Below are 19,059 nucleotides of genomic sequence, written 5' to 3'. Positions count from 1 at the left end.
ATGCCAAGGTCTATTATCATCTGCTCGATCTCGTGCAAAATTTTAAGATAATCCACCGAATAAACCGCGATAAATAAATTTTTACGTTAAATTTACAAAGTAAAAACTATCCATTTTAGATCAAAAATGTTACAAAAATACACATATAAAAATAAAGATATGTGAATTTATGAAACAAAATTTCTAAATTTTTATTTTTGAAATTTATAATGCACCTATCAAAACTATTACAAAGGATGAAAGATGAAATTCTTACAAGCTTTACTTTTTACATGTGCCATCAGTGGCTTAGCATTTGGTGCTGATAAGGTCTATACGATCAAATTTGCTCACGTTGTCGCAGCTTCTACGCCAAAGGGCAAGGCAGCTGACTTTTTTGCTAAGCGTGCTGAAGAGCTAAGTGGCGGCAAGATAAAAGTTCAAGTCTTCCCATCAGCACAGCTACTTGATGACGATAGAGTTTTTGGCGCGTTAAAACTTGGTAACGTTCAAATGGCAGCTCCTAGTTTTTCTAAATTTACACCTATCGTGCCGCAGTTTCAGCTATTTGACCTGCCTTTCATCTTTAAAGATGCAGACCACCTTCACAAGGTTCAAGATGGCGCAGTTGGCGAGGAGCTAAAAGGCCTTGTGACTAAGAAAGGCTTTGTGGCGCTTGATTACTGGGATGCTGGATTTAAGCACTTTAGCTCAAGCAAAAAACCGATCCTTGTGCCAGAAGATGCAAAAGGACAAAAATTTAGAATCCAAAGCTCAAAAGTGCTTGAAGAGCAGATCAAAGCGATCGGTGGCAACCCGCAAGTTCTGCCATTTTCAGAGGTTTATTCTGCGCTTCAACAAGGCGTAGTTGATGCGACTGAAAACCCACTTTCAAATTTCTATAACTCTAAATTTCACGAGGTTCAAAGCTCTCTTACGCTTTCACACCACGGATATCTAGGCTATCTAGTCGTTATGAGCGATAAATTTTGGAACAAATTACCAGATGATCTAAAAGCAAATGTAAAACAAGCTCTAAGCGAGGCTACAGCTTACGAGAGAGAAGAGACAGCTAAAGAGGACGCTCACGTCATAGCCGAGCTTGAAAAATATATAGCAGAGACTAAAAAGCTAGAAATTTTCAAGATAGACGACGCACAAAAAGCTGAGTGGGAGAAGACTATGCAGGCTATCTATCCTAAATTTTACGACGTCATCGGCAAAGAGCTTATAGAAAAAACAATCGAGACAAAATAATGAAAAATTTCATTAACGCTCTTGATATATTGATAGTCTCGCTCAATAAGACTATCGCCGTTTTAGGGCTAGCTAGTGGAACGCTACTAGCCTTTGCCAACGTCGTGGCTAGATACTTTTTTGACAAAAGCTGGTCATGGGCGAGCGAGCTATCAAACTACCTCTTCATTTGGTCGGCGTTTTTTGCCGCAGCGTATGGCTTTAACAAGGGCATCCACGTAAGCGTAACTATCTTGGTGGAGAAATTTCCACCAGCGCTTGCGAAGGCATGCCTGCTCTTTTCGCACATCTTAACGACTGTCTTTTTGATATTTATCGCGGTTTATTCGGTGGATTATCTTAAAATTTTGCACGAGATCGAGCAGATGATAATAGACCTTGGCATACCTCAATGGGTCCCTATGCTAGTGCTTCCAATAGCCTTTGTCACAGCTAGCTACCGCTCGGCTGAAAAGGCTATAAAAGTAGCTCTAACTCCAGCAGCAAAGGTCGTAAGCAACGAAGCGCACGAGCTAGCTCATGGTAGCGTAGTCAAAGACTAAGGAGAAAAAGATGACAATAGCATTTTTATTTATCCTGCTTTTTGCACTGATGCTAATAGGCGTGCCAGTCGCGGTTTCGTTAGGTACAAGCACCGTTTTAACGATGATATTTTTTACAGATATCGACATCGCTACGATCCCGCAGCTAATTTTTGATGGTATCAATAAATTTTCGCTAATGGCGATACCGATGTTTATCTTGGCCGGAAATTTACTAAGTAAAGGCGGCTCAGCAAGGCGTATCATCGACTTTGCAAAGTCTATGGTCGGACACTTGCCAGGTGGCTTGCCTATGAGTGCGATATTTGCCTGCATCATCTTTGCGGCGGTATCTGGAAGCTCGCCTGCGACGGTTGTGGCGATAGGCTCAATTATGTTTGCAGCGATAAAAGAGGCTGGCTATCCAAAAGAGTACGCAGTGGGTGGCATAACTACGGCTGGCTCGCTTGGAATTTTGATCCCGCCTTCAGTTGTTATGATAGTTTATGGCGTAACTGCTGAGGTTAGTATCGGCAAGCTCTTTATGGCGGGCGTCGTGCCTGGTCTTATGCTTGGTGCTTTTATGCTCGTGCAAACCTATGTCGGAGCAAAAAAGCTTGGATTTAAAGCGACTAAGGCTGAGCCATTTAAAGCAAGAGTGCAAAAATTTGCAAAAGCATTTTGGGCTTTATTAATCGTCGTCGTGGTTATTGGCGGAATTTATGGAGGCATTTTCACTCCGACTGAAGCTGCTGCGGCAAGTGCGGTCTATGCGCTATTTATCTCACTTTTTATCTATAGAGATATAAAGATAAGAGATCTTTGGGATATCTGCCTAGACTCAGCCCTTACAACAGCTATGATATTTTTCATCATCGCAAATGCCGTTGTTTTTGCATATTTGCTAACTAGCGAGCAGATCCCACAAGCGATCGCTTCTATGATACTTGACGCAAATATCGGCATGATAGGGTTCTTGATATTTGTAAATATCTTGCTCTTTATCATGGGTCAGTTTATGGAGCCTTCAAGCGTTATCATGATCATGGTGCCACTCTTGCTTCCGATAGCTACGCAACTAGGCGTCGATCCTATTCACTTTGGTATCATCTTGGTTGTAAATATGGAGATAGGTATGGTCACTCCGCCTGTTGGACTAAATTTATTTGTCGCAAGCGGTCTTACAAATATGAACTTAAAAGAGGTCATTGTGGCGTGCTTGCCATGGACGCTAACCTTGTTCTTTGGCCTTATCTTGGTTACTTATATACCACAAATTTCACTTTGGCTACCAAACATAATGTATGGACATTAAAATTTAGAGGCTTAGGCCTCTAAATTTATCCTTTTGGATCGTAATCCGCACTCATAACGATATTTTTACCATTTCGCTTACCGACATAAAGTAGCTCGTCAGCTTGCTTTATCATACGCTCGATATTTACCTCAGTGTTACCACTATGTGCCACGACACCAAAGGTCATAGTAGCTATGATCCTATGGTTTTCAAATTCAACGACATTTTGATTAAGCGTCTCTCTGATACGCTCTAAGATGCTAACTGCTTTTGCTTTTTTAACATCAAAGATAACAGCCAAAAACTCCTCGCCGCCAAATCTCGCAACCCTGTCTTCATTTCTAAAAGCGTTTTTGAAAATTTTAGAAAGGCTCTTTAGCACTTCATCGCCTGCGCCGTGTCCGTAGGTATCATTTATCTTTTTAAAGTTATCGATATCGCACATCACGATAGCAAAGTCATTGCCGTCAAATAAATTCTTTTGTCTAAAAATTTGTTGCATTGAGGCGCGGTTTAAAAGCCCAGTTAGTGGATCGTGGTTAAAGACGGCTTTAGCGGACTCTTTCTCTTCTAAGATGCCTAAGAATATAAATAAATTTGAGCTCTCTAGCAAAAATGAGGTTAAGACAGCAAATACGCAAGATGCAGTTAGGTTAAATACAAAAAATATCTCTTTGTATAAAGGATCGTGCTTTGCTGGTATATCTATCACTAGATAAAAAAGTAAAAATGCCGCGATATCTAGCAAAGAGATAATTCTGCTTAACATTTTAAAGCTAACTGATAAGAAAAAGAGGCTAATTGTCGATGTTAAAAATAAAATTTCAAAGCCCCAGCCTAGTCCAAGGATAAAGACACAAAGTGAGGCGTGGAGTAAAATTTCTACTTGCAATATGAGCATCACGATCTTGTTGTTCTCTTCGCTATCAAAGAGTATCTTTAGTGCAAAAAGATATATGCTAACAGAAAGGATGTTTGCCACAGCCAAAATTTCTTCGCCCATGAGGCAGAACATAACTAGGTAAAAAGTATGTACAGCTAGAAGTGAAAAGACGATGATCTTTTGTGAGATATAAAGTGAAATTTTAGGCATTGTCTTTGTCCTTATTTGCCTTCATGATTTCATACTCGATGCGGTCTTTGCCATTTTTCTTACCCTCATATAGCTTTTTATCAGCTTTGTTTATGACTGTGTCGATATCAGTTATAACGCCATTTGCGCAAAGGACTAGACCAAAGGTCATGGTTACTGAGCTCTTATCAGGCAACTTTACCTGCGCTATCCTTGTGCCAAGTCTGGTTTCTACCTTTTTTACGTCTTCAGTTTTAACTTCAGGCAAGATAACTAGAAATTCCTCTCCACCCCACCTACAAATGTGGTCATTTTCTCTAAAAGTATCTTGCAAGGCCCTTGCTATTTCTTTTAAGACCTTGTCGCCCCAGTCGTGTCCGTAGGTGTCATTTATCTTTTTGAAGTTATCTATATCTCCTAGCATAACGACTAAATTTGCGTCACTGCTTTTTTCTCTAAGCTCTTTTAGCTCATATCTAAGAGTTCTTTCAATAGAGCGTCTATTTAAAAGACCGGTTAAAAAGTCATACTTAGAAATTCTCTCTATCTCCTCTTTCTCTTCGCTGATCTGTTTGTAGCCACTAGATGTGATCGCATCAGAGAAAAACGAAAGCCTAAAGACCAAGTAAAAAGTAAAGAAAACGCTTATACAGGTTGAGCCTATTTGTACCATGGTGTCTATCTCAACTACTTTATCTTTATATGTAAGATATAGCCACAAAAGGACAAATAGCTCAAGAAGGCAGACAGAGTAGGTAAGAAGTCTTTGGTTAAAAGCCAAAAAGTAGTTTATAAAGATAACGCCAAGGAGTGTTATCCATATATTAGAGCTCCAGCCCATGCCAACAACGCCAGCGATAACTGCGGTGATGACATTTAGTTGAAAGATGGCCGAGATTAAAAATCTGTATTTGATATTAAATCTAATCCTTAAAGCAGTGCTAATAGAAAGAAATAAAAAACAGATAAAAATGATCGTTAAGTCAAAGTAAAAACTACACAGCACGATCAAGACAAAGGCGTTACTTACTATCGCTACGTTTAATATCGTTTTGTAAATGTCATCGATAGCCTTATAGCTATCTTGCTCTATAAATTCCTGTACCAAGCATTCTCTCCGTTAATTTCATCCATTAAATTTAATTTAGATCATTTTAATACGAGTCGTAACTATCCTCATCCTCATCGCTATCTTCATAGTTGTAGTCATTTTCGTCGTAGTTATAGTCATAGCTATCGCTACTATCCTCATCCTCGTCGTTAAATTCAGAGTAGTCTTCTTCTGCCTCTTCGTAGTCAAAATCATCACTCATTTTTCTCTCCTTAAATTTTATCTTTGATATTTTCGATATACAAGCTTTGGCTTGGGAATGCAAAATTTAGACCATTTTGCTTTAAAATATCCATAATTTTTAACATTACATCTTGTTTTACGTCTAGAAAATCTCCCCAAACAATAGTTTTTGCAAAGCAATAAACTAGGATATTTATCGAGCTATCAGCAAAGTCATCAACCACGACAAATAAATTTGACTTATATCCAGCGTAGTCATCAACTGAGACTATGTTTTGTCTATATTTTAGTCCTCTTTTATTAGCCGCGATATCTTCGCTTTTAGCGATATCAGGGTGATTTATCAGCATATTTTTGATGTCATTTACACATTTTTTGATCTCTTCTGTAGTTGGTCCATACTCGATGCCAATAACCATTCTTATGCGTCTTCCGACCTTTCTTCTGCTCCAGTTTCTAACAGGATCGCTAGCTAGCTTTGAGTTTGGCACGAAGATAAGGGCGTTATCAAAGCTTCTAACAGTTGTTTTTCTAAATCCTATCTCAACGACTGTGCCCTCGATATCACCACAAACTATCCAGTCGCCTTGTGAAAATGAGTTGTCAAAGAGCATCATAACAGAGGCAAAGAAGTTTGCGATGATGTCTTTAGCAGCGAAGGCAACGGCAAGACCACCGATACCAAGTGAGGCGATGAGCGCTGAGATATCAAAGCCAAGCTTTTGAAGGATCAGTAAAAGTGTGATGATTAGCACGATCACGTAGATGACTTTCAGTGCTAGGTTTATCACCTCTTTACGCTTGCTTTTTTGCGCGATCTTGTCGATTATAGCGATGCCATAGCCATTTAGTATGGTTAGGACAAGCCATGAAAATGCGACTATATATATGATAGAAAAGATATTTGCTACCGTTAGAGGCACTGGCACTGGGTAAAATCCAACGCCGATACAGATATTTAGCGCATAGATGATAAGAAGTGCTGAGATCGGCTTTTTCACGATATCAACGATCTGATTTTTAGCCTCTTTTACCCCTTCGCCTGAAGCGATGAGCGACATTAGCCAGTAGGTTAGTTTGGCTAGAATTCTAGTTAGCGAAACGAAAAATAAAAATATCGCAACGATAACAACGATCTTGCCGATGTTAAATTTACTTGAATTTATGTCAGTTGCTTTGTTTATGTATTCGACCGCATCGACTAAATTTAGCTCAGACAAGAGCATGCTTGAGCTTAGAAGATCGGCGTTATTTTTAAGGTAGGTTAAAATTTCTTCTTGCGTCTCTTTTTTCAGCTCAAGGTCAAAAAAGGCGTTGTCATAAGAACCTGAAGTGTCATTTAGTGAGTCTTTTAGATCTTTTATACTCACATAAGAATTTGTCTGTAAATTTAAAAGTCCATTATCTATCACATCTCTTATAGAATTTGCCTTAGCGCCCTTTTTAAAGACCTCTTCAAGGCTGACAAGCGCTGAGTAATAAGCAGAATCAACCTTCATCTTTTCAAGCTCGATGGCGCTTTGAATGTAGGCGTCTTTGTTTGACTGCTTCTCAAGTCTAGCTACCTTTTTCTCTAGCACCTCTTTTTGCAGATTGTATTTATTGATATCGCTTTGGGTTAATTCGATCTGCATGATATAGTTTGGTATCTTTTCTAAAAGAGCGCTCTTTTTCTTTTGAAGAGTGATCAAATTTGAGTTATCAACCTTTGAAGCGTTTATATCTTTTTGTTGAGATTTTATGATATTTATCTGGCTGTTTATGGTTTGGATTTGATTTGTTATGCTTATTATGTCTTCTTCTTGAGTTTTGTTGCTCTCAGCCGCAAAAGCAAAGGTAAAGCAAAGCAGGATAATGGCTAGAAATTTACGCATTTTCGCCCCTTCTGTCCGCTAAAAGCTTAAACGTGCCCTCTTTTAAATCGTAGCTAAAAATTTCGCCAGTTTCTATGATGTAGTGCCAGCCATAAATTTGAAGCTTGCCGCTTTCATACTCCTCTTTTACATTTGGATAGGTCATTATGTTTTCGATTGAGTTTATCACGTTTAGCCTCTCGGTTAGCCATGCCATTTTGGCTGGATCGTCGCTTGTAAATTTAAGCACTTCTCGCTTGATCGGCTCGATTAGCCTGATCCAGTTCCTAACGTTTGGAGTGTTTTTTAGCTTCTTTTCATCAACATAAAGTGCTGCGCATCCACCACAATCAGAGTGTCCGCAGATGATGATATTTTTTATATTTAAAACTTCAAGCGCATATTCTATCGCTGAAGTGGTCGCCAAAAACTCTTCGCTCACTCTATATGGTGGCACGATGTTTGCGATATTACGCACCATAAAAAGCTCGCCTGGTAGGCAGTTTGTTATCAAATTTGGCACGACCCTTGAATCCACACATGATATGAAAAGTGTGTGCGGATCTTGTTTGCTTTGCAAGCTTTTAAAGAGCTCTTCATGCTCTAAAAAGCCATCTTCCATAAATTTTACTGCACCTTCAAGTATTGAATCATCCATAAAATTTATCTCCATTTTTTTGTATTTTAACGCGATTATAGCAACTTTTATTTAATCAAAAAAATGCCCTCTAAAACGGACTTTAAACTAATATTTTTTATTAAACTTCTTTTTATATATTGTTTAATTATTTTAGGCTAAACTCACCACAAAAATTCATAAGGAGAAAAAATGAGTTTGTATGATAGAAACTACGCTAAGCAAAATCAAGAAGAGCTTGCGTATTCTCAAAGCTCACTAAGCACTTTTATAAAACAAACTTATCAACTTTTTGCAGCATCACTACTTTCAGCTACTGCTGGCGCTTATGTAGGTATTAGCATTGCTGGCGTTTTTGCGGCAAATAGATTTTTGTTTTGGGGACTTGTGATACTAGAGTTTGTTCTACTTTTTGGGCTAATGGCGGCTAAACGCAAAGAGGGATTAAATTTAATACTTCTTTTCGCATTTACATTTGTAAGCGGTCTTACGCTAACTCCGCTACTTTCAGCGATCCTTGCTATGCCAAGTGGCGCTAGTATCGTAGCTCAAGCGTTTGGTTTGACAACAGTTGCATTTGGTGCATTAAGCGTCTTTGCGATGAATACAAAACGCGACTTTACAACGATGGGCAAGATGCTATTTATAACTTTGATAGTTATCGTTGTGGCAGCGATCATCAACATTTTCGTTAAAAGCACGATGTTTCAACTTGTAATCGCAAGTATTTCATCGATCTTATTTAGTGCTTACATACTTTTTGATACACAAAATATCATCCGTGGCAACTACGAGACACCAGTTGAGGGTGCAGTTGCTTTGTATCTTGATTTTGTAAATTTATTTACATCATTACTACAAATTTTAGGCATTTTTAATAGAAATGACTAATGACGAGCGCATCTACCGAGTAATAGATGCGAATCTAAATAGGCTAAAAGAAGGGCTTCGCGTCGTTGAAGATATAAAAAGATATGTCTTTGATGATGCTAAGCTCGCCTATAAGATAAAGTCCCTCCGCCACAAGGCAAAGATCCCGCAAAAAGAATTTTTAAAATTTAGAAATTCACAAAATGATGTTTTAAAAACCAGCACAAAAAGCGAGCAGACAAGATCAAATTTAGATGAGATCGTCACTGCAAATTTCAAGCGTGCTCAGGAGAGCGCCCGCGTGCTTGAAGAGTGCTTTAAGCTTATAAATTTAGAGCGAGCCGAGCTTTTTAAAAGCATAAGATACGAACTTTATGAGCTTGAAAAAGAACTTTAACTAAAAATTTAAATCTTTTCTTGTATAATCGCAAACTATTTAAAAAATTTAAAGGAAATTTCGTGAGTTTAATATTTTTAATCTTACAATTTGTTCTAGCTGTCGTTATCACGATCGCAGTTTTACTCCAAAAGAGCTCATCTATCGGTCTTGGAGCATACAGTGGAAGCAACGAGAGCCTTTTTGGAGCAAAAGGACCAGCTGGATTTTTAGCCAAATTTACCTTTGTGGTAGGTGTTTTGTTTATCCTAAACACACTTGCGCTTGGATATTTTTACAACAAAGATCTAAAACGCTCTATCGTTGATAGCGTCGATAGCAAATCTCTAGTCGTACCAAAATCAAACGACGTGCCAGCAGCTCCTAGCGCACCACAAAATCCAGCAAAATAACAATGATAAAAACGTTTTTAGCGTCACTTTTGACGCTAACGTTTGCTTTGGCAGACGCTCACATCCTAGTTTATCACCGCTTTGACGATCCAAGGCACGTTAGCACAGATATTTCTATTCAAAATTTAAGAGCTCAGTTTGAATACTTCAAAAATAATGGCTACGAAGTTGTCAAGCTATCAAGGCTTGTCGATGCGGTAAATGCTGGCGAGCCGATCCCTGATAATTGGATCGTTATCACCGTTGATGATGGATACAAAAGCTTTTACAATAACGCTCTTAGCGTATTTAAAGAGTATAACTACCCATTTGCTTTGATGGTCTATGTAGAGGCAAGCGCGAACAAATATGGCGATTATTTAGACTTTGATCAGATCAAAGAGCTAGAAGCTTACGGCGAGATCGGTTACCACTCATACGCTCATCCAAGGATGACTAAACTTAGTGATGAGGCCTTAAGAGAGGACTTTCAAAAAGGCGTTGAGACCTTTGAAAAGCATATGGGTTATAAGCCAAAATACTTCGCAGTCCCTTACGGTGAGATTGATAGTAGGGTCGTCTCTTTGGCAAAAGAATTTGGCTTTTTAGCACTTTTAAATCAAAACTCAGGCGCAGTTTCAGATAAAAGCGATGTTTATGATCTTTACAGAACGCCAGTGATGAATGGCACAAAGATAGCGCTAACTTTTAATAGCAAATTTTTAAATGCCCAGTGGATATTTCCAGAGGGCTATCCGCAAAATAACGCGATCGACAAGCTCATCATCAAGACCGACACAAACGCCAGTGAGGGCAGTTTTTTCATGACTGGCTTTGACGGCTTTAGAAAAGTACCTATGACAAATGGCGTTTTTGAGTGTAAATTTAACCCACCACTTGATAAACGCAAAGTGTTAATGTCGCTAAAAGTAGATCATCACAGAAGCACAAAACTTCTAATAAAGGACACCAATGCTAAATAAAATTTATGATACCCAAAAAGAGGGTTGCGAAAAGGCGATCGCTTCTTTAAAACGCGATTTTACAACGCTAAGAACTGGCAAAGTAAATATCAACATCTTAGATAACGTCATGGTTGATTACTATGGCTCGCCAACTCCGCTTAATCAAGTAGCCACCGTGCTTACGAGTGACGCTTCAACTATCGCTATCACTCCTTGGGAAAAGAGTATGATAAAAGCGATCTCATCAGCCATCCAAGCTGCAAATATCGGCGTCAATCCAAACAGCGACGGCGAGAGCGTTAAGCTATTTTTCCCACCGATGACCGTCGAGCAACGCCAAGAAAATGCAAAACACGCAAAAGCTATGGGCGAAAAGGCTAAAGTTAGCATCAGAAACGTGAGAAAAGACGCAAACGACGAGGTCAAAAAGCTTGAGAAAGACAAAGCTATAACTGAAGACGAGAGCAAAAAGGGTCAAGACGAGGTTCAAAAGATAACCGACACATACACCGCAAAGATCGACACTCTCGTAAAAGAGAAAGAAGCCGAGCTTTTAAAAATCTAAATTTACTTAGAAATTTGTGCCCCTTGCAAATTTCTAAACCTCCACTTTTTAGCCACGTAATGTGGCTAAATTTCACTCTTTAAAGGACGACCTTGCAGATCGCCACTGAACTAAAAACTGCTTTTGCTGATAAGAAAATTTTGCTTCTTACCATTTTGGCATTTAGCCTAGCTACCATTTTTCTTAGCCCAAGCCAGATAGTGGATGAGTATAGAGGTTTTTGGCTGCTTGAGCCGCTACTTTTAGTCGCTATCTACCTAAATAAAAGGCAAATTTTACTCCCTTTATATTTTTTGATATTTGGCGCAACACTTTACTTTTTTGGCCTTAAGCTAAGCGGTCATGCCAGCGATCTTGTCGCACTTTATCTCATGGCTTTTGTGCTTTTATTCTCTTTAAATTTTGCCAAAGATAATGAGAAATTTATAAGAGGGAGCCTAGCAAGACTTTTAAATTTACTCATATCATTTGCCCTTTTTCATCTATTTTTTCTTAGCATTGTGGCTGTTTGTGCAGGGCTTAACTACCTTTTTGATTTAGAGCTTTTAACCAGCCACAGGACGCAAAGGCTCTATCTGACACTGGCCTCTTTTGGTCTGCCATGTCTATTTCTCTTTTTTGAGAGTAAATTTAGCGAGTATAGGCTCTTAAATTTCATCAAGATCGCCATAAATTTCATCCTAAATCCCCTGCTTATCATCTATGTGGTGCTTTTAAATTTATACTGCATTTATAGGCTTGTTTTGCTTGAGCTGCCACGAGGCGGAGTAGCCTATATCGTGCTTGCCTGCTTGATCGCTGGCTTTGTTTTAAGAGGACTAAATTTACTAATTAAAAGCCAAATTTATGATCAAATTTTTAAGCTCTTGCCACTTTTTATCATCTTGCCTAGCGTTTTGCTTTGGTGGGGCGTCATGCACAGGGTCGGCGAGTACGGCCTAAGCGAGGCTAGGATCTATCTCATCGCCTGCGTGATATTTGCAAATTTGAGCTATTTTGTGATGATATTTCTTAGAAATTTCCCTTATAAATTTCTAGCATTTTTCATGATATTTGGCATATTTTTCACCCATTTTGTCCTTGATGCGAAGCAGCTTGTGTTAAATTCTCAAAAAGAGCTTTTGCTTAGAGAGCTAAGAGCGCTAAATTTACTTGATAGTAGTGGCTCGCTAAGTGGCGACGTGAGTAAGATAGGCGAAGAGAAGCTCTACTTTTTGCAAGATAAATTTGACTTTTTAGTAAAAAACGGCGATAAATTTGCGTTAGAAAATAAAAAATTTATAGCTGGTCTTGAGGTGGCTGAACAAAAAAATTGGCAGATATTTAGCATAGATTTTAGTGGCATCACTATAAACGTGAAAGATGCGACCATCAAAATGCCCATCACAAGCAGCACAAATGGTGATGAGCTCGTCATACAGCTAGATAATGAAAGTGTTAGCATAAATATGCAAAAGCACCTAGAAAAGGCGCTCTCAAGTCTAAATTTAAAGCCAGATGGCGACTTTGGCGCTGAGGTCTTTGAGCGGCTAAAAGAGAAGCTTTTGATCTTTGAAGTAGGCAAAAGGGTCTTTGTTCTGCGCTCTATGGAAATCGTGCAAGAAAACGGAGTTTATAAATTTTACGACGCAAGCGTGCTTTTTTATATGGAGGATGCGTTGCTAAAATAGTGAGCTCTGCGCTAGTTTTGGCTTTATGACAAAGCTTTTTCTATGAAAGTCTGAGTAGCCAAATTTAGCTATCGCATCTAGGTGCGACTTCGTGCCATATCCTTTGTGCCCCGCAAAGCCGTAAGCTGGGTAAAATTTATCCCAGCCGTTCATCAAGCGGTCACGGCTTACTTTTGCTAATATGCTGGCTGCACTTACCCCAGCGACCTTGCCGTCAGCCTTTATCATAGTCGTTATACCAACGCCGTAGTCTAAATTTCCATCGTAAATGATCTCAAAGTCCTCAAAATGCGCCTTGAAAAGTTTGAGTGCGCGCCTTAGGCACTCACTTAGCCCAAGCTCGTCTATCTGGGCGTTTGAGAAGTAGGCGATGAGGAAATTTGAGCTTTTTGTGATCTCTTTAAAGAGCTCTTCGCGCCTTTTTGCGGTTAGTTTTTTGGAGTCGTTTAGACCAGAAATTTCGCTATTTAGCACGCAAGCAGCCACGCTTAGTGGTCCAGCCAGCGCCCCACGCCCAGCCTCGTCGATACCGCAAATTTTAACCATTACAGCCCGACTTCATCGCTAAAGTAAGGTCTTAGCTCCTCAAGTGGGACGCTGATCTGCTCCTCGTTTAAAAATGTAAGTCCAAGCGGCGAAAGCACGAAGTTATCGCTCACGCCAGCGGTTGCAAGGACTGCTTTTAGATGTTCGTTATTCATATCTTTAAAAATTTGTTTTAGTTTTAGCTTTTTGTTTGTCGCAAGCGAGATCACCTCGCAGTTTGTCTTGGCGTTTTTGTAGGTGCAAACGCTTTTTATCTTATCATTTATATAGTAGATATTTTCCAGGCTCTCGTACTGGTTGTTTGGCCATTTTTTGCGCTCGCTTTTTAGGTCATAAAGCAGCGAAAGTAGCTTATTTTTGTGCTTTTTGGCTAGCTCTTTTGAGAAGATGTCGTTAGTGATCGCTTCGTATCTTGTGCCGTTTGCCTCGGTCATTTGGATGCCGATATTTAGGATCTCATACTCTTTTTCTTCTTTCACGGTGGCGTTGTAGGCTTTGTTTTTGACGATTATCTTGCCTTTTAGCTCGCCGTTTTCGTTTTTAACGTCTAAATTTATCTTATCTGAGACTGCATTTAGCGATGAAATTTCACTGCCATTTTGCTCAAAAGAGCCCTTTTCATAGTCGTATTTTGTGCCGTCAAAAAAGATGTGGCCGCTTATCTTAGGCGGGACTTTAAAGCTCTTGGTTTGTTTGAAATTTTCAAATTCATCTTTAAAATAGTTCATATAAACTTCAAATTTCACACCATTTGCATCGCCACTAAATTTATAAAATTTAGCCCAGTTTTCGTGGTTTATCTCATAGCCAAAAAGGCTTGCAGCGATGAATAAGATCCCAAAAAATGCTCTCATGTCCGTCCTTTATAGTTTTTTTGATTATAACTATTTTATCTCTAGGCTTTTAAAATGATAAACAAACAAAGAGTTTAAATTTATAAACCAAGGCTCCACCTAGAAAATGGCAATATCTCGCATTTTATCCCCTCGATGCTATGCTCGGCTTGATTTGCGACGCTGATGATTTGAAGTTTGCTAACGCCTAGCTCTTTTAGGCTCGCGTGGAGTTTTTTAAATTTCAAAAAGACGATCTCAGGCGCAGAAAATGGCACGCAGATGATCGCTAGCTTCCTTTTGCTAAGGAAAAAATCGATCTCTTTTGTATAAAAAATCTGCTCTTCAAATTTAAATAATTCACAAAATATTACATTGGTAAAATTTTTGGTAAAGTCCTTTTTAAAGCTAAGAGCATTTCTTAGTGCAAAGTCTTCAAAGTATAGCCTTTTGGTTGCATTTGGCTCATTAAATTTAGCTACCAATGATATATATCCGCTCTCTTCAAGCTCGCCTAAAGAAGCATATACGCTATCTTTTGATATCTTTATTCTTTCTTTTAATCTTTTGTAAAGCTCATAGACACTTAAGCTTTGCCCTTGAAAAGCCACACACTCTTTAAGTAAATTTATATGCATATCATCTAAATTTTCTTTAAGTATATTTTGTAGATACGAATTTACTTCGCTAATATCTAAAAGTGCTGAAGTAACGCTTCTGCCACGAGATAAAAAATGGCTAAAAAGCGCGTCTTGATCTAGGTTTTTATGAAAAAATGCTATAAATTCCTCGTAATCTAAAAAGTGTAAAATTAAACTCTTAAATTCTTCTAACTTTATACTCTTTTTGTTTGTTGTAAATATTATATTTTCTACATTATCTTTTAAAATTTTATAAAAATTATCAGCGGTTATTTGTGAGTCAAGATTGTCTATTGCTACTATTTTTACATTACTATTTATTTTTAAAAAACTTATCAAATTTTCTAAAATCTCACTCTTATCGACCCTAATATCGTTTAAATTTATATATAAACTCTCTTCATTTTTAAATTTTTTTAGATAGTCAATTACTAGTGATGTTTTACCACTTGCATTTGCCCCTATTATGATAGTTTTTGATGAATCTATAGTTAATTTTCTATCTATAAATTTGATATTTTTGGGCGGATTTTGATAAAGCACATTTAGGATTTGCATTTTTGGCCTTTTAAATTTGAAAGATTATAGCGAAGTTTCCTTATAAAGAGGAAAAAAATGAAATTTGACGCCAAAAAAACGATGGCAAAATTTAACGATTTTTAAGTAGGAGGGGGTAGAATGTGTTAAATTTTTATTTGAAAGGCGGATATTATGAAAAAAATTACGGTTTTTTGCCTAATGTTAATAAGTGCTTTGGCGATAGACAATCCGATGGCAGATATACTAAAGGACTATGAAAACAAGTGTAATGCCGGAGACGAGATGGTGTGCGGTGTGGTGGGCGGAGTTTATGATTTTGCCTTTGAAGTGTACGGGGTAAAGCAAGACTACGGCAAGGCGATGAAATTTTATAAAAAGGGCTGCGATAATGGAAACTACAGGTCGTGCAATAATCTAGGCTTTATGTACGAAAATGAAAAAGGCGTAAAGAGGGACTACAAAAAAGCGTTTGAGTTATATACTAAGTCTTGCGACATCGGAAACGACGCGCTCGGTTGTAGAAATCTCGGATTTTTGTATATCAATAAGCATGTTTCAGGCATAAATGAGAAGCAAGCGTTTTTGGAAGGATTTGGGCGTGTTAAAAAAAGTTGCGACATCACGCCGGATTTTACTGCTTGCAGCTTTTTGGGCGATGCATATTTAGGAATAAATGAGAAAAATGACGCAATGAAATATTATCAAAGAGCATGCGCTGCCGGGGCTACCGATAATGTTGTTCAATCTTTTGAAGGAGGCGTTAAGCTTTGGCAACTAACCTGCGGAATGTACGAACTTTTAAAGCAAGGCTCAAGGTGATTTTGAAATTTGGACATGACTTTAAACTGTCCAAATTTATCCCAAATCAAATTTAAATATTTCTCTTCAAATTTTCAGCCAAATTTACAAAAGCTTCCTTATAAAAAGGAAATAAATAGTACAAATTCTATAAAAAAATCCCAAATTCTTGACTTTATATACACTTTTTTGTAAAATCGCAGTCTCTTTACGAAAGACCTATGTCTTGCTCGTACGATCGCTTGATCCTATGCGAGTTATTTTGATGTAAAGAGGTCGCGAGTTTGCGACAAGTTCTTTTTAAAGGAAAACACATGGAAAGAATCAGGTTAAAGCTAAAAGCTTACGACCATAGAGTTCTAGACCGCACTGTTGCAGCAATCGTAGAAGCTGTCAAACGAACAGGTGCCGACGTTCGTGGCCCGGTACCAATGCCTACAAAGATCAAACGCTATACAGTCTTAAAATCTCCACACATCAACAAAGACTCACGTGAGCAGTTTGAGATGAGAATACACGCTCGTATGCTTGACATCGTAGCTGCTACTCCAGAAACTGTAGATAGCCTAACAAAACTCGACCTAGCTCCAGAAGTTAATGTCGAAGTTCGTGCGATGAAATAAGCGGACAAAAGGATAAGAGTATGGAATATATTGTAGAAAAAATAGGCATGAGTAGAACGATTGCCACGAAGAGTACGCCAGTTACACTACTTAAGCTAGTTGAGGCTAAAGTATGTGAGATCGACGAAAACAAACGTGCTATCGTAGCGTATGCCCACACTAAAGCAAACAACAAAGCTATCGCTGGTCAGCAAAAGAAATACAATCTGACAGCAGAATTTAACAAATTTGCTACGCTTGAAGTAGCTAATAGCGAAGTTGGAAACCTAGACTTTACACCATTAAATGAGGCTAAAATTTTAAAAGTTAGCTTCAACTCAAAAGGTAGAGGCTACCAAGGTGTGGTAAAAAGACATGGTTTCGGTGGTGGTCCAAAAAGCCACGGCTCACGTTTCCACAGACGCCACGGTTCAATCGGTAACTGCGAATGGCCAGGTCGTGTTCAACCAGGTATGAAAATGGCAGGACACATGGGCAATGAGAAAGTTACTGTTAAAAACGAGCTAATAAGCTTTGACGCTCAAAATGGCATCGTAGTTGTAAAAGGTTGCGTTCCTGGTCACAATGGTGCAATGGGTAAAATAAGGATTGTAAAATGAGTAAAATTCACGTATTAAACGATAAATTTGAAAATTCAGGCGAGTTAGAGCTTCCTGCAAGCTACGCTGAAGTAAATCCGCACAACCTATATCTTTATGTAAAATCTTACCTTGCTGGTATAAGAGCAAATTCGGCTCATACTAAAAGCCGTGCTTTTGTAAGCGGTGGTGGTAAAAAACCATGGAGACAAAAAGGACGTGGTGGTGCAAGAGCAGGTTCAACTAGAACTAACGTTTGGGTAGGCGGTGCAGTTGCATTTGGTCCAACAAACGAGAAAAACTATTTTCAAAAAGTCAATAAAAAACAAAAAAGACTAGCTCTTGAGTACGCTTTGGCAGTAAAAGCACAAGATGGTAAAATTTTCGCAGTAGATAGCATCTCAATCGAGTCTGGAAAGACAAAAGATGCAGCTAATATCATCAAAAATTTAAAAGTAAAAGACGCGCTTATCGTTAAAGATTTACTAGACGATAAAACACTACTTGCTTTTAGAAATTTAGCAAACTGCTATGTAGTAGATGCAAATGAGGTAAATGCTTATCTTGTCTCTACATTTAGTTCGGTTATCATTGAAAAAGCTGCACTAAAAACTATAACAAAAGAGGGCTAAAATGGCGGATATAACTGATATCAAAACAATTATTTATACAGAAAAAACTCTAGGCCTTCAAGAACAAGGCGTTGTTGTTATCCAAACTTCACCAAGAGTTACAAAAAACAGCTTAAAAGCGGTTTTACAAGAGTATTTTGGAGTAACGCCTGTTCGCGTAAATTCACTTAGAATAAGCGGCAAGGTTAAGCGTTTTAGAGGAAGAGCAGGCCAACGTGACGAGATAAAGAAATTCTACGTTAAGTTACCTGAAGGCGTAAGCCTAGAAAATACGGAGGCGTAAGATGGCTATAAAATCATATAAACCATATACACCTAGTCGTAGATATATGACTGGACTAAGCTCTGAAGATATAACAGCTAAACCAAGCGTTAGAAGCTTGCTTGTTAAACTACCTGCAACTGGCGGTAGAAACAACAATGGTCGTATAACTTCAAGACATAAAGAAGCAGGTGCAAAAAAACTTTATCGTATCATAGACTTCAAACGTCGCAAATTTGGTATAGAAGGTAAAGTTGAAGCGATCGAGTACGATCCAAACAGAAACTGCCGTATCGCTCTTATAGCTTACAAAGATGGCGAAAAGCGCTACATCATTAGACCAAATGGCCTAAATGTTGGCGACGTTATCGCATCTATCGATGAGGGCTCACTAGATATTAAACCAGGCAACGCTATGAAATTAAGATTTATCCCAGTTGGTACTATCGTTCATAACGTAGAGCTAAAACCTGGTAAAGGCGCTCAGATAGCTCGTTCAGCTGGTGGTTATGCTCAGCTAATGGGTAAAGAAGAGAAGTATGTTATCTTAAGAATGCCAAGTGGCGAGATGAGACAAGTGCTAGCTGAGTGTATGGCAAGTATCGGTGTAGTAGGCAACGAAGACTGGGCTAACATCACTATAGGTAAAGCTGGACGTAATCGCTACCGCGGTATCCGCCCACAAACACGTGGTTCTGCTATGAACCCAGTTGATCACCCACACGGCGGTGGTGAAGGTAAGAAAAATTCAGGCCGTCACCCAGTTACTCCATGGGGTAAACCAACTAAAGGTGCTAAGACTCGCCGTAAAAAAGCTAGTGATAAGCTTATAATTTCAAGAAGGAAAGGAAAATAGAG

Annotated in this window: 23 protein-coding genes; 15 read left to right on the top strand and 8 right to left on the bottom strand. The window is 38.6% G+C overall.

What is annotated here, in order from left to right; genetic code table 11:
• Nucleotides 1-243 precede the first annotated feature (243 nt).
• Genes F3G76_RS08150 through F3G76_RS08140 form a run of 3 tightly spaced genes read left to right on the top strand, consistent with a single transcriptional unit; the run spans nucleotide 244 to nucleotide 3,072 of the window.
• Complete coding sequence (locus F3G76_RS08150; protein WP_002941552.1) at nucleotides 244-1,236, top strand: DctP family TRAP transporter solute-binding subunit; 993 nt, start codon at nucleotides 244-246, stop codon at nucleotides 1,234-1,236.
• A complete protein-coding gene (locus tag F3G76_RS08145; RefSeq protein WP_021084026.1) occupies nucleotides 1,236-1,778 on the top strand; it encodes a TRAP transporter small permease in 543 nt (180 codons plus the stop codon). The genes F3G76_RS08150 and F3G76_RS08145 overlap by 1 nt, the downstream gene beginning before the upstream one ends.
• A gap of 10 nt (nucleotides 1,779-1,788) precedes the next feature.
• Nucleotides 1,789-3,072 carry a TRAP transporter large permease gene (locus F3G76_RS08140; RefSeq protein WP_103568883.1) on the top strand — a complete coding sequence of 428 codons (1,284 nt, stop codon included), beginning with the start codon at nucleotides 1,789-1,791 and terminating at the stop codon, nucleotides 3,070-3,072.
• Nucleotides 3,073-3,097: 25 nt separating this feature from the next.
• On the opposite strand, the gene F3G76_RS08135 is transcribed toward F3G76_RS08140, so the two are convergent.
• Genes F3G76_RS08135 through F3G76_RS08120 form a run of 5 tightly spaced genes read right to left on the bottom strand, consistent with a single transcriptional unit; the run spans nucleotide 3,098 to nucleotide 7,931 of the window.
• Complete coding sequence (locus F3G76_RS08135) at nucleotides 3,098-4,147, bottom strand: GGDEF domain-containing protein (RefSeq protein WP_149706412.1); 1,050 nt, start codon at nucleotides 4,145-4,147, stop codon at nucleotides 3,098-3,100.
• The gene (locus tag F3G76_RS08130; protein ID WP_087583618.1) at nucleotides 4,140-5,234 is read right to left on the bottom strand and encodes a GGDEF domain-containing protein; all 1,095 of its coding nucleotides are present in this window, start codon (nucleotides 5,232-5,234) and stop codon (nucleotides 4,140-4,142) included. Before F3G76_RS08130 ends, F3G76_RS08135 begins: the two co-directional genes overlap by 8 nt.
• A 46-nt stretch (nucleotides 5,235-5,280) precedes the next feature.
• Complete coding sequence (locus tag F3G76_RS10495) at nucleotides 5,281-5,439, bottom strand: hypothetical protein (protein ID WP_188116276.1); 159 nt, start codon at nucleotides 5,437-5,439, stop codon at nucleotides 5,281-5,283.
• A gap of 10 nt (nucleotides 5,440-5,449) precedes the next feature.
• On the bottom strand, nucleotides 5,450-7,294 hold the full coding sequence (locus tag F3G76_RS08125) for a mechanosensitive ion channel family protein (protein WP_149706411.1): 1,845 nt from the start codon (nucleotides 7,292-7,294) through the stop codon (nucleotides 5,450-5,452).
• Nucleotides 7,287-7,931, bottom strand: coding sequence for a carbonic anhydrase (locus tag F3G76_RS08120; protein ID WP_149706410.1), 645 nt, complete (start codon nucleotides 7,929-7,931; stop codon nucleotides 7,287-7,289). The genes F3G76_RS08125 and F3G76_RS08120 overlap by 8 nt, the downstream gene beginning before the upstream one ends.
• Nucleotides 7,932-8,102: 171 nt before the next feature.
• Here F3G76_RS08120 and F3G76_RS08115 point away from each other — a divergent pair, with 171 nt between their 5' ends.
• From F3G76_RS08115 to F3G76_RS08090, 6 genes are all read left to right on the top strand, one after another.
• Nucleotides 8,103-8,801: a Bax inhibitor-1/YccA family protein gene (locus F3G76_RS08115; RefSeq protein WP_002941542.1), complete on the top strand. Its 699-nt coding sequence runs from the start codon at nucleotides 8,103-8,105 to the stop codon at nucleotides 8,799-8,801.
• A complete protein-coding gene (locus F3G76_RS08110; RefSeq protein ID WP_149706409.1) occupies nucleotides 8,794-9,177 on the top strand; it encodes a thiamine-phosphate pyrophosphorylase in 384 nt (127 codons plus the stop codon). The genes F3G76_RS08115 and F3G76_RS08110 overlap by 8 nt, the downstream gene beginning before the upstream one ends.
• 62 nt (nucleotides 9,178-9,239) lie before the next feature.
• On the top strand, nucleotides 9,240-9,569 hold the full coding sequence (gene secG, locus F3G76_RS08105; RefSeq protein ID WP_103598458.1) for a preprotein translocase subunit SecG: 330 nt from the start codon (nucleotides 9,240-9,242) through the stop codon (nucleotides 9,567-9,569).
• A gap of 2 nt (nucleotides 9,570-9,571) precedes the next feature.
• Nucleotides 9,572-10,531, top strand: coding sequence for a polysaccharide deacetylase family protein (locus F3G76_RS08100; protein WP_103568888.1), 960 nt, complete (start codon nucleotides 9,572-9,574; stop codon nucleotides 10,529-10,531).
• Nucleotides 10,521-11,078 (top strand): ribosome recycling factor, encoded by a 558-nt coding sequence (gene frr / locus F3G76_RS08095; protein ID WP_002941557.1) that lies wholly within the window; start codon nucleotides 10,521-10,523, stop codon nucleotides 11,076-11,078. Before F3G76_RS08100 ends, frr begins: the two co-directional genes overlap by 11 nt.
• Before the next feature lie 92 nt (nucleotides 11,079-11,170).
• The gene (locus F3G76_RS08090; RefSeq protein ID WP_103633229.1) at nucleotides 11,171-12,748 is read left to right on the top strand and encodes a DUF4153 domain-containing protein; all 1,578 of its coding nucleotides are present in this window, start codon (nucleotides 11,171-11,173) and stop codon (nucleotides 12,746-12,748) included.
• Here F3G76_RS08090 and rnhB read toward each other — a convergent pair.
• From rnhB to F3G76_RS08075, 3 genes are all read right to left on the bottom strand, one after another.
• Entirely contained in the window at nucleotides 12,740-13,294 is a 555-nt protein-coding gene (gene rnhB, locus F3G76_RS08085; protein ID WP_103633228.1) for a ribonuclease HII, read from the bottom strand. The genes F3G76_RS08090 and rnhB overlap by 9 nt on opposite strands.
• Nucleotides 13,294-14,148, bottom strand: coding sequence for an S-adenosylmethionine tRNA ribosyltransferase (locus F3G76_RS08080; RefSeq protein WP_149706408.1), 855 nt, complete (start codon nucleotides 14,146-14,148; stop codon nucleotides 13,294-13,296). Before F3G76_RS08080 ends, rnhB begins: the two co-directional genes overlap by 1 nt.
• 80 nt (nucleotides 14,149-14,228) lie before the next feature.
• On the bottom strand, nucleotides 14,229-15,326 hold the full coding sequence (locus F3G76_RS08075) for an AAA family ATPase (protein WP_149706407.1): 1,098 nt from the start codon (nucleotides 15,324-15,326) through the stop codon (nucleotides 14,229-14,231).
• Nucleotides 15,327-15,479: 153 nt separating this feature from the next.
• On the opposite strand from F3G76_RS08075, the gene F3G76_RS08070 reads away from it, so the two are divergent.
• The 6 genes from F3G76_RS08070 (at nucleotide 15,480) to rplB (ending at nucleotide 19,057) form a co-directional block, all read left to right on the top strand.
• Entirely contained in the window at nucleotides 15,480-16,127 is a 648-nt protein-coding gene (locus tag F3G76_RS08070; RefSeq protein WP_103617599.1) for a tetratricopeptide repeat protein, read from the top strand.
• Nucleotides 16,128-16,420: 293 nt separating this feature from the next.
• Entirely contained in the window at nucleotides 16,421-16,729 is a 309-nt protein-coding gene (gene rpsJ, locus F3G76_RS08065) for a 30S ribosomal protein S10 (protein ID WP_009295257.1), read from the top strand.
• Between the two features lie 20 nt (nucleotides 16,730-16,749).
• Nucleotides 16,750-17,328 carry a 50S ribosomal protein L3 gene (gene rplC, locus F3G76_RS08060; RefSeq protein WP_002941563.1) on the top strand — a complete coding sequence of 193 codons (579 nt, stop codon included), beginning with the start codon at nucleotides 16,750-16,752 and terminating at the stop codon, nucleotides 17,326-17,328.
• Nucleotides 17,325-17,939, top strand: a complete 615-nt coding sequence (gene rplD / locus F3G76_RS08055) for a 50S ribosomal protein L4 (protein ID WP_012140561.1) — start codon at nucleotides 17,325-17,327, stop codon at nucleotides 17,937-17,939. The genes rplC and rplD overlap by 4 nt, the downstream gene beginning before the upstream one ends.
• Before the next feature lies 1 nt (nucleotide 17,940).
• On the top strand, nucleotides 17,941-18,222 hold the full coding sequence (locus F3G76_RS08050; protein WP_002941535.1) for a 50S ribosomal protein L23: 282 nt from the start codon (nucleotides 17,941-17,943) through the stop codon (nucleotides 18,220-18,222).
• A 1-nt stretch (nucleotide 18,223) separates the two neighbouring features.
• Complete coding sequence (gene rplB, locus F3G76_RS08045) at nucleotides 18,224-19,057, top strand: 50S ribosomal protein L2 (protein WP_002941522.1); 834 nt, start codon at nucleotides 18,224-18,226, stop codon at nucleotides 19,055-19,057.
• Nucleotides 19,058-19,059: the final 2 nt, after the last annotated feature.

The organism is Campylobacter concisus (genome assembly GCF_902460575.1).
Lineage (GTDB): Bacteria > Campylobacterota > Campylobacteria > Campylobacterales > Campylobacteraceae > Campylobacter_A > Campylobacter_A concisus_AW.
Note: the sequence above shows the minus strand (reverse complement) of the source record. Positions and strands in the feature narration are given on the sequence as shown.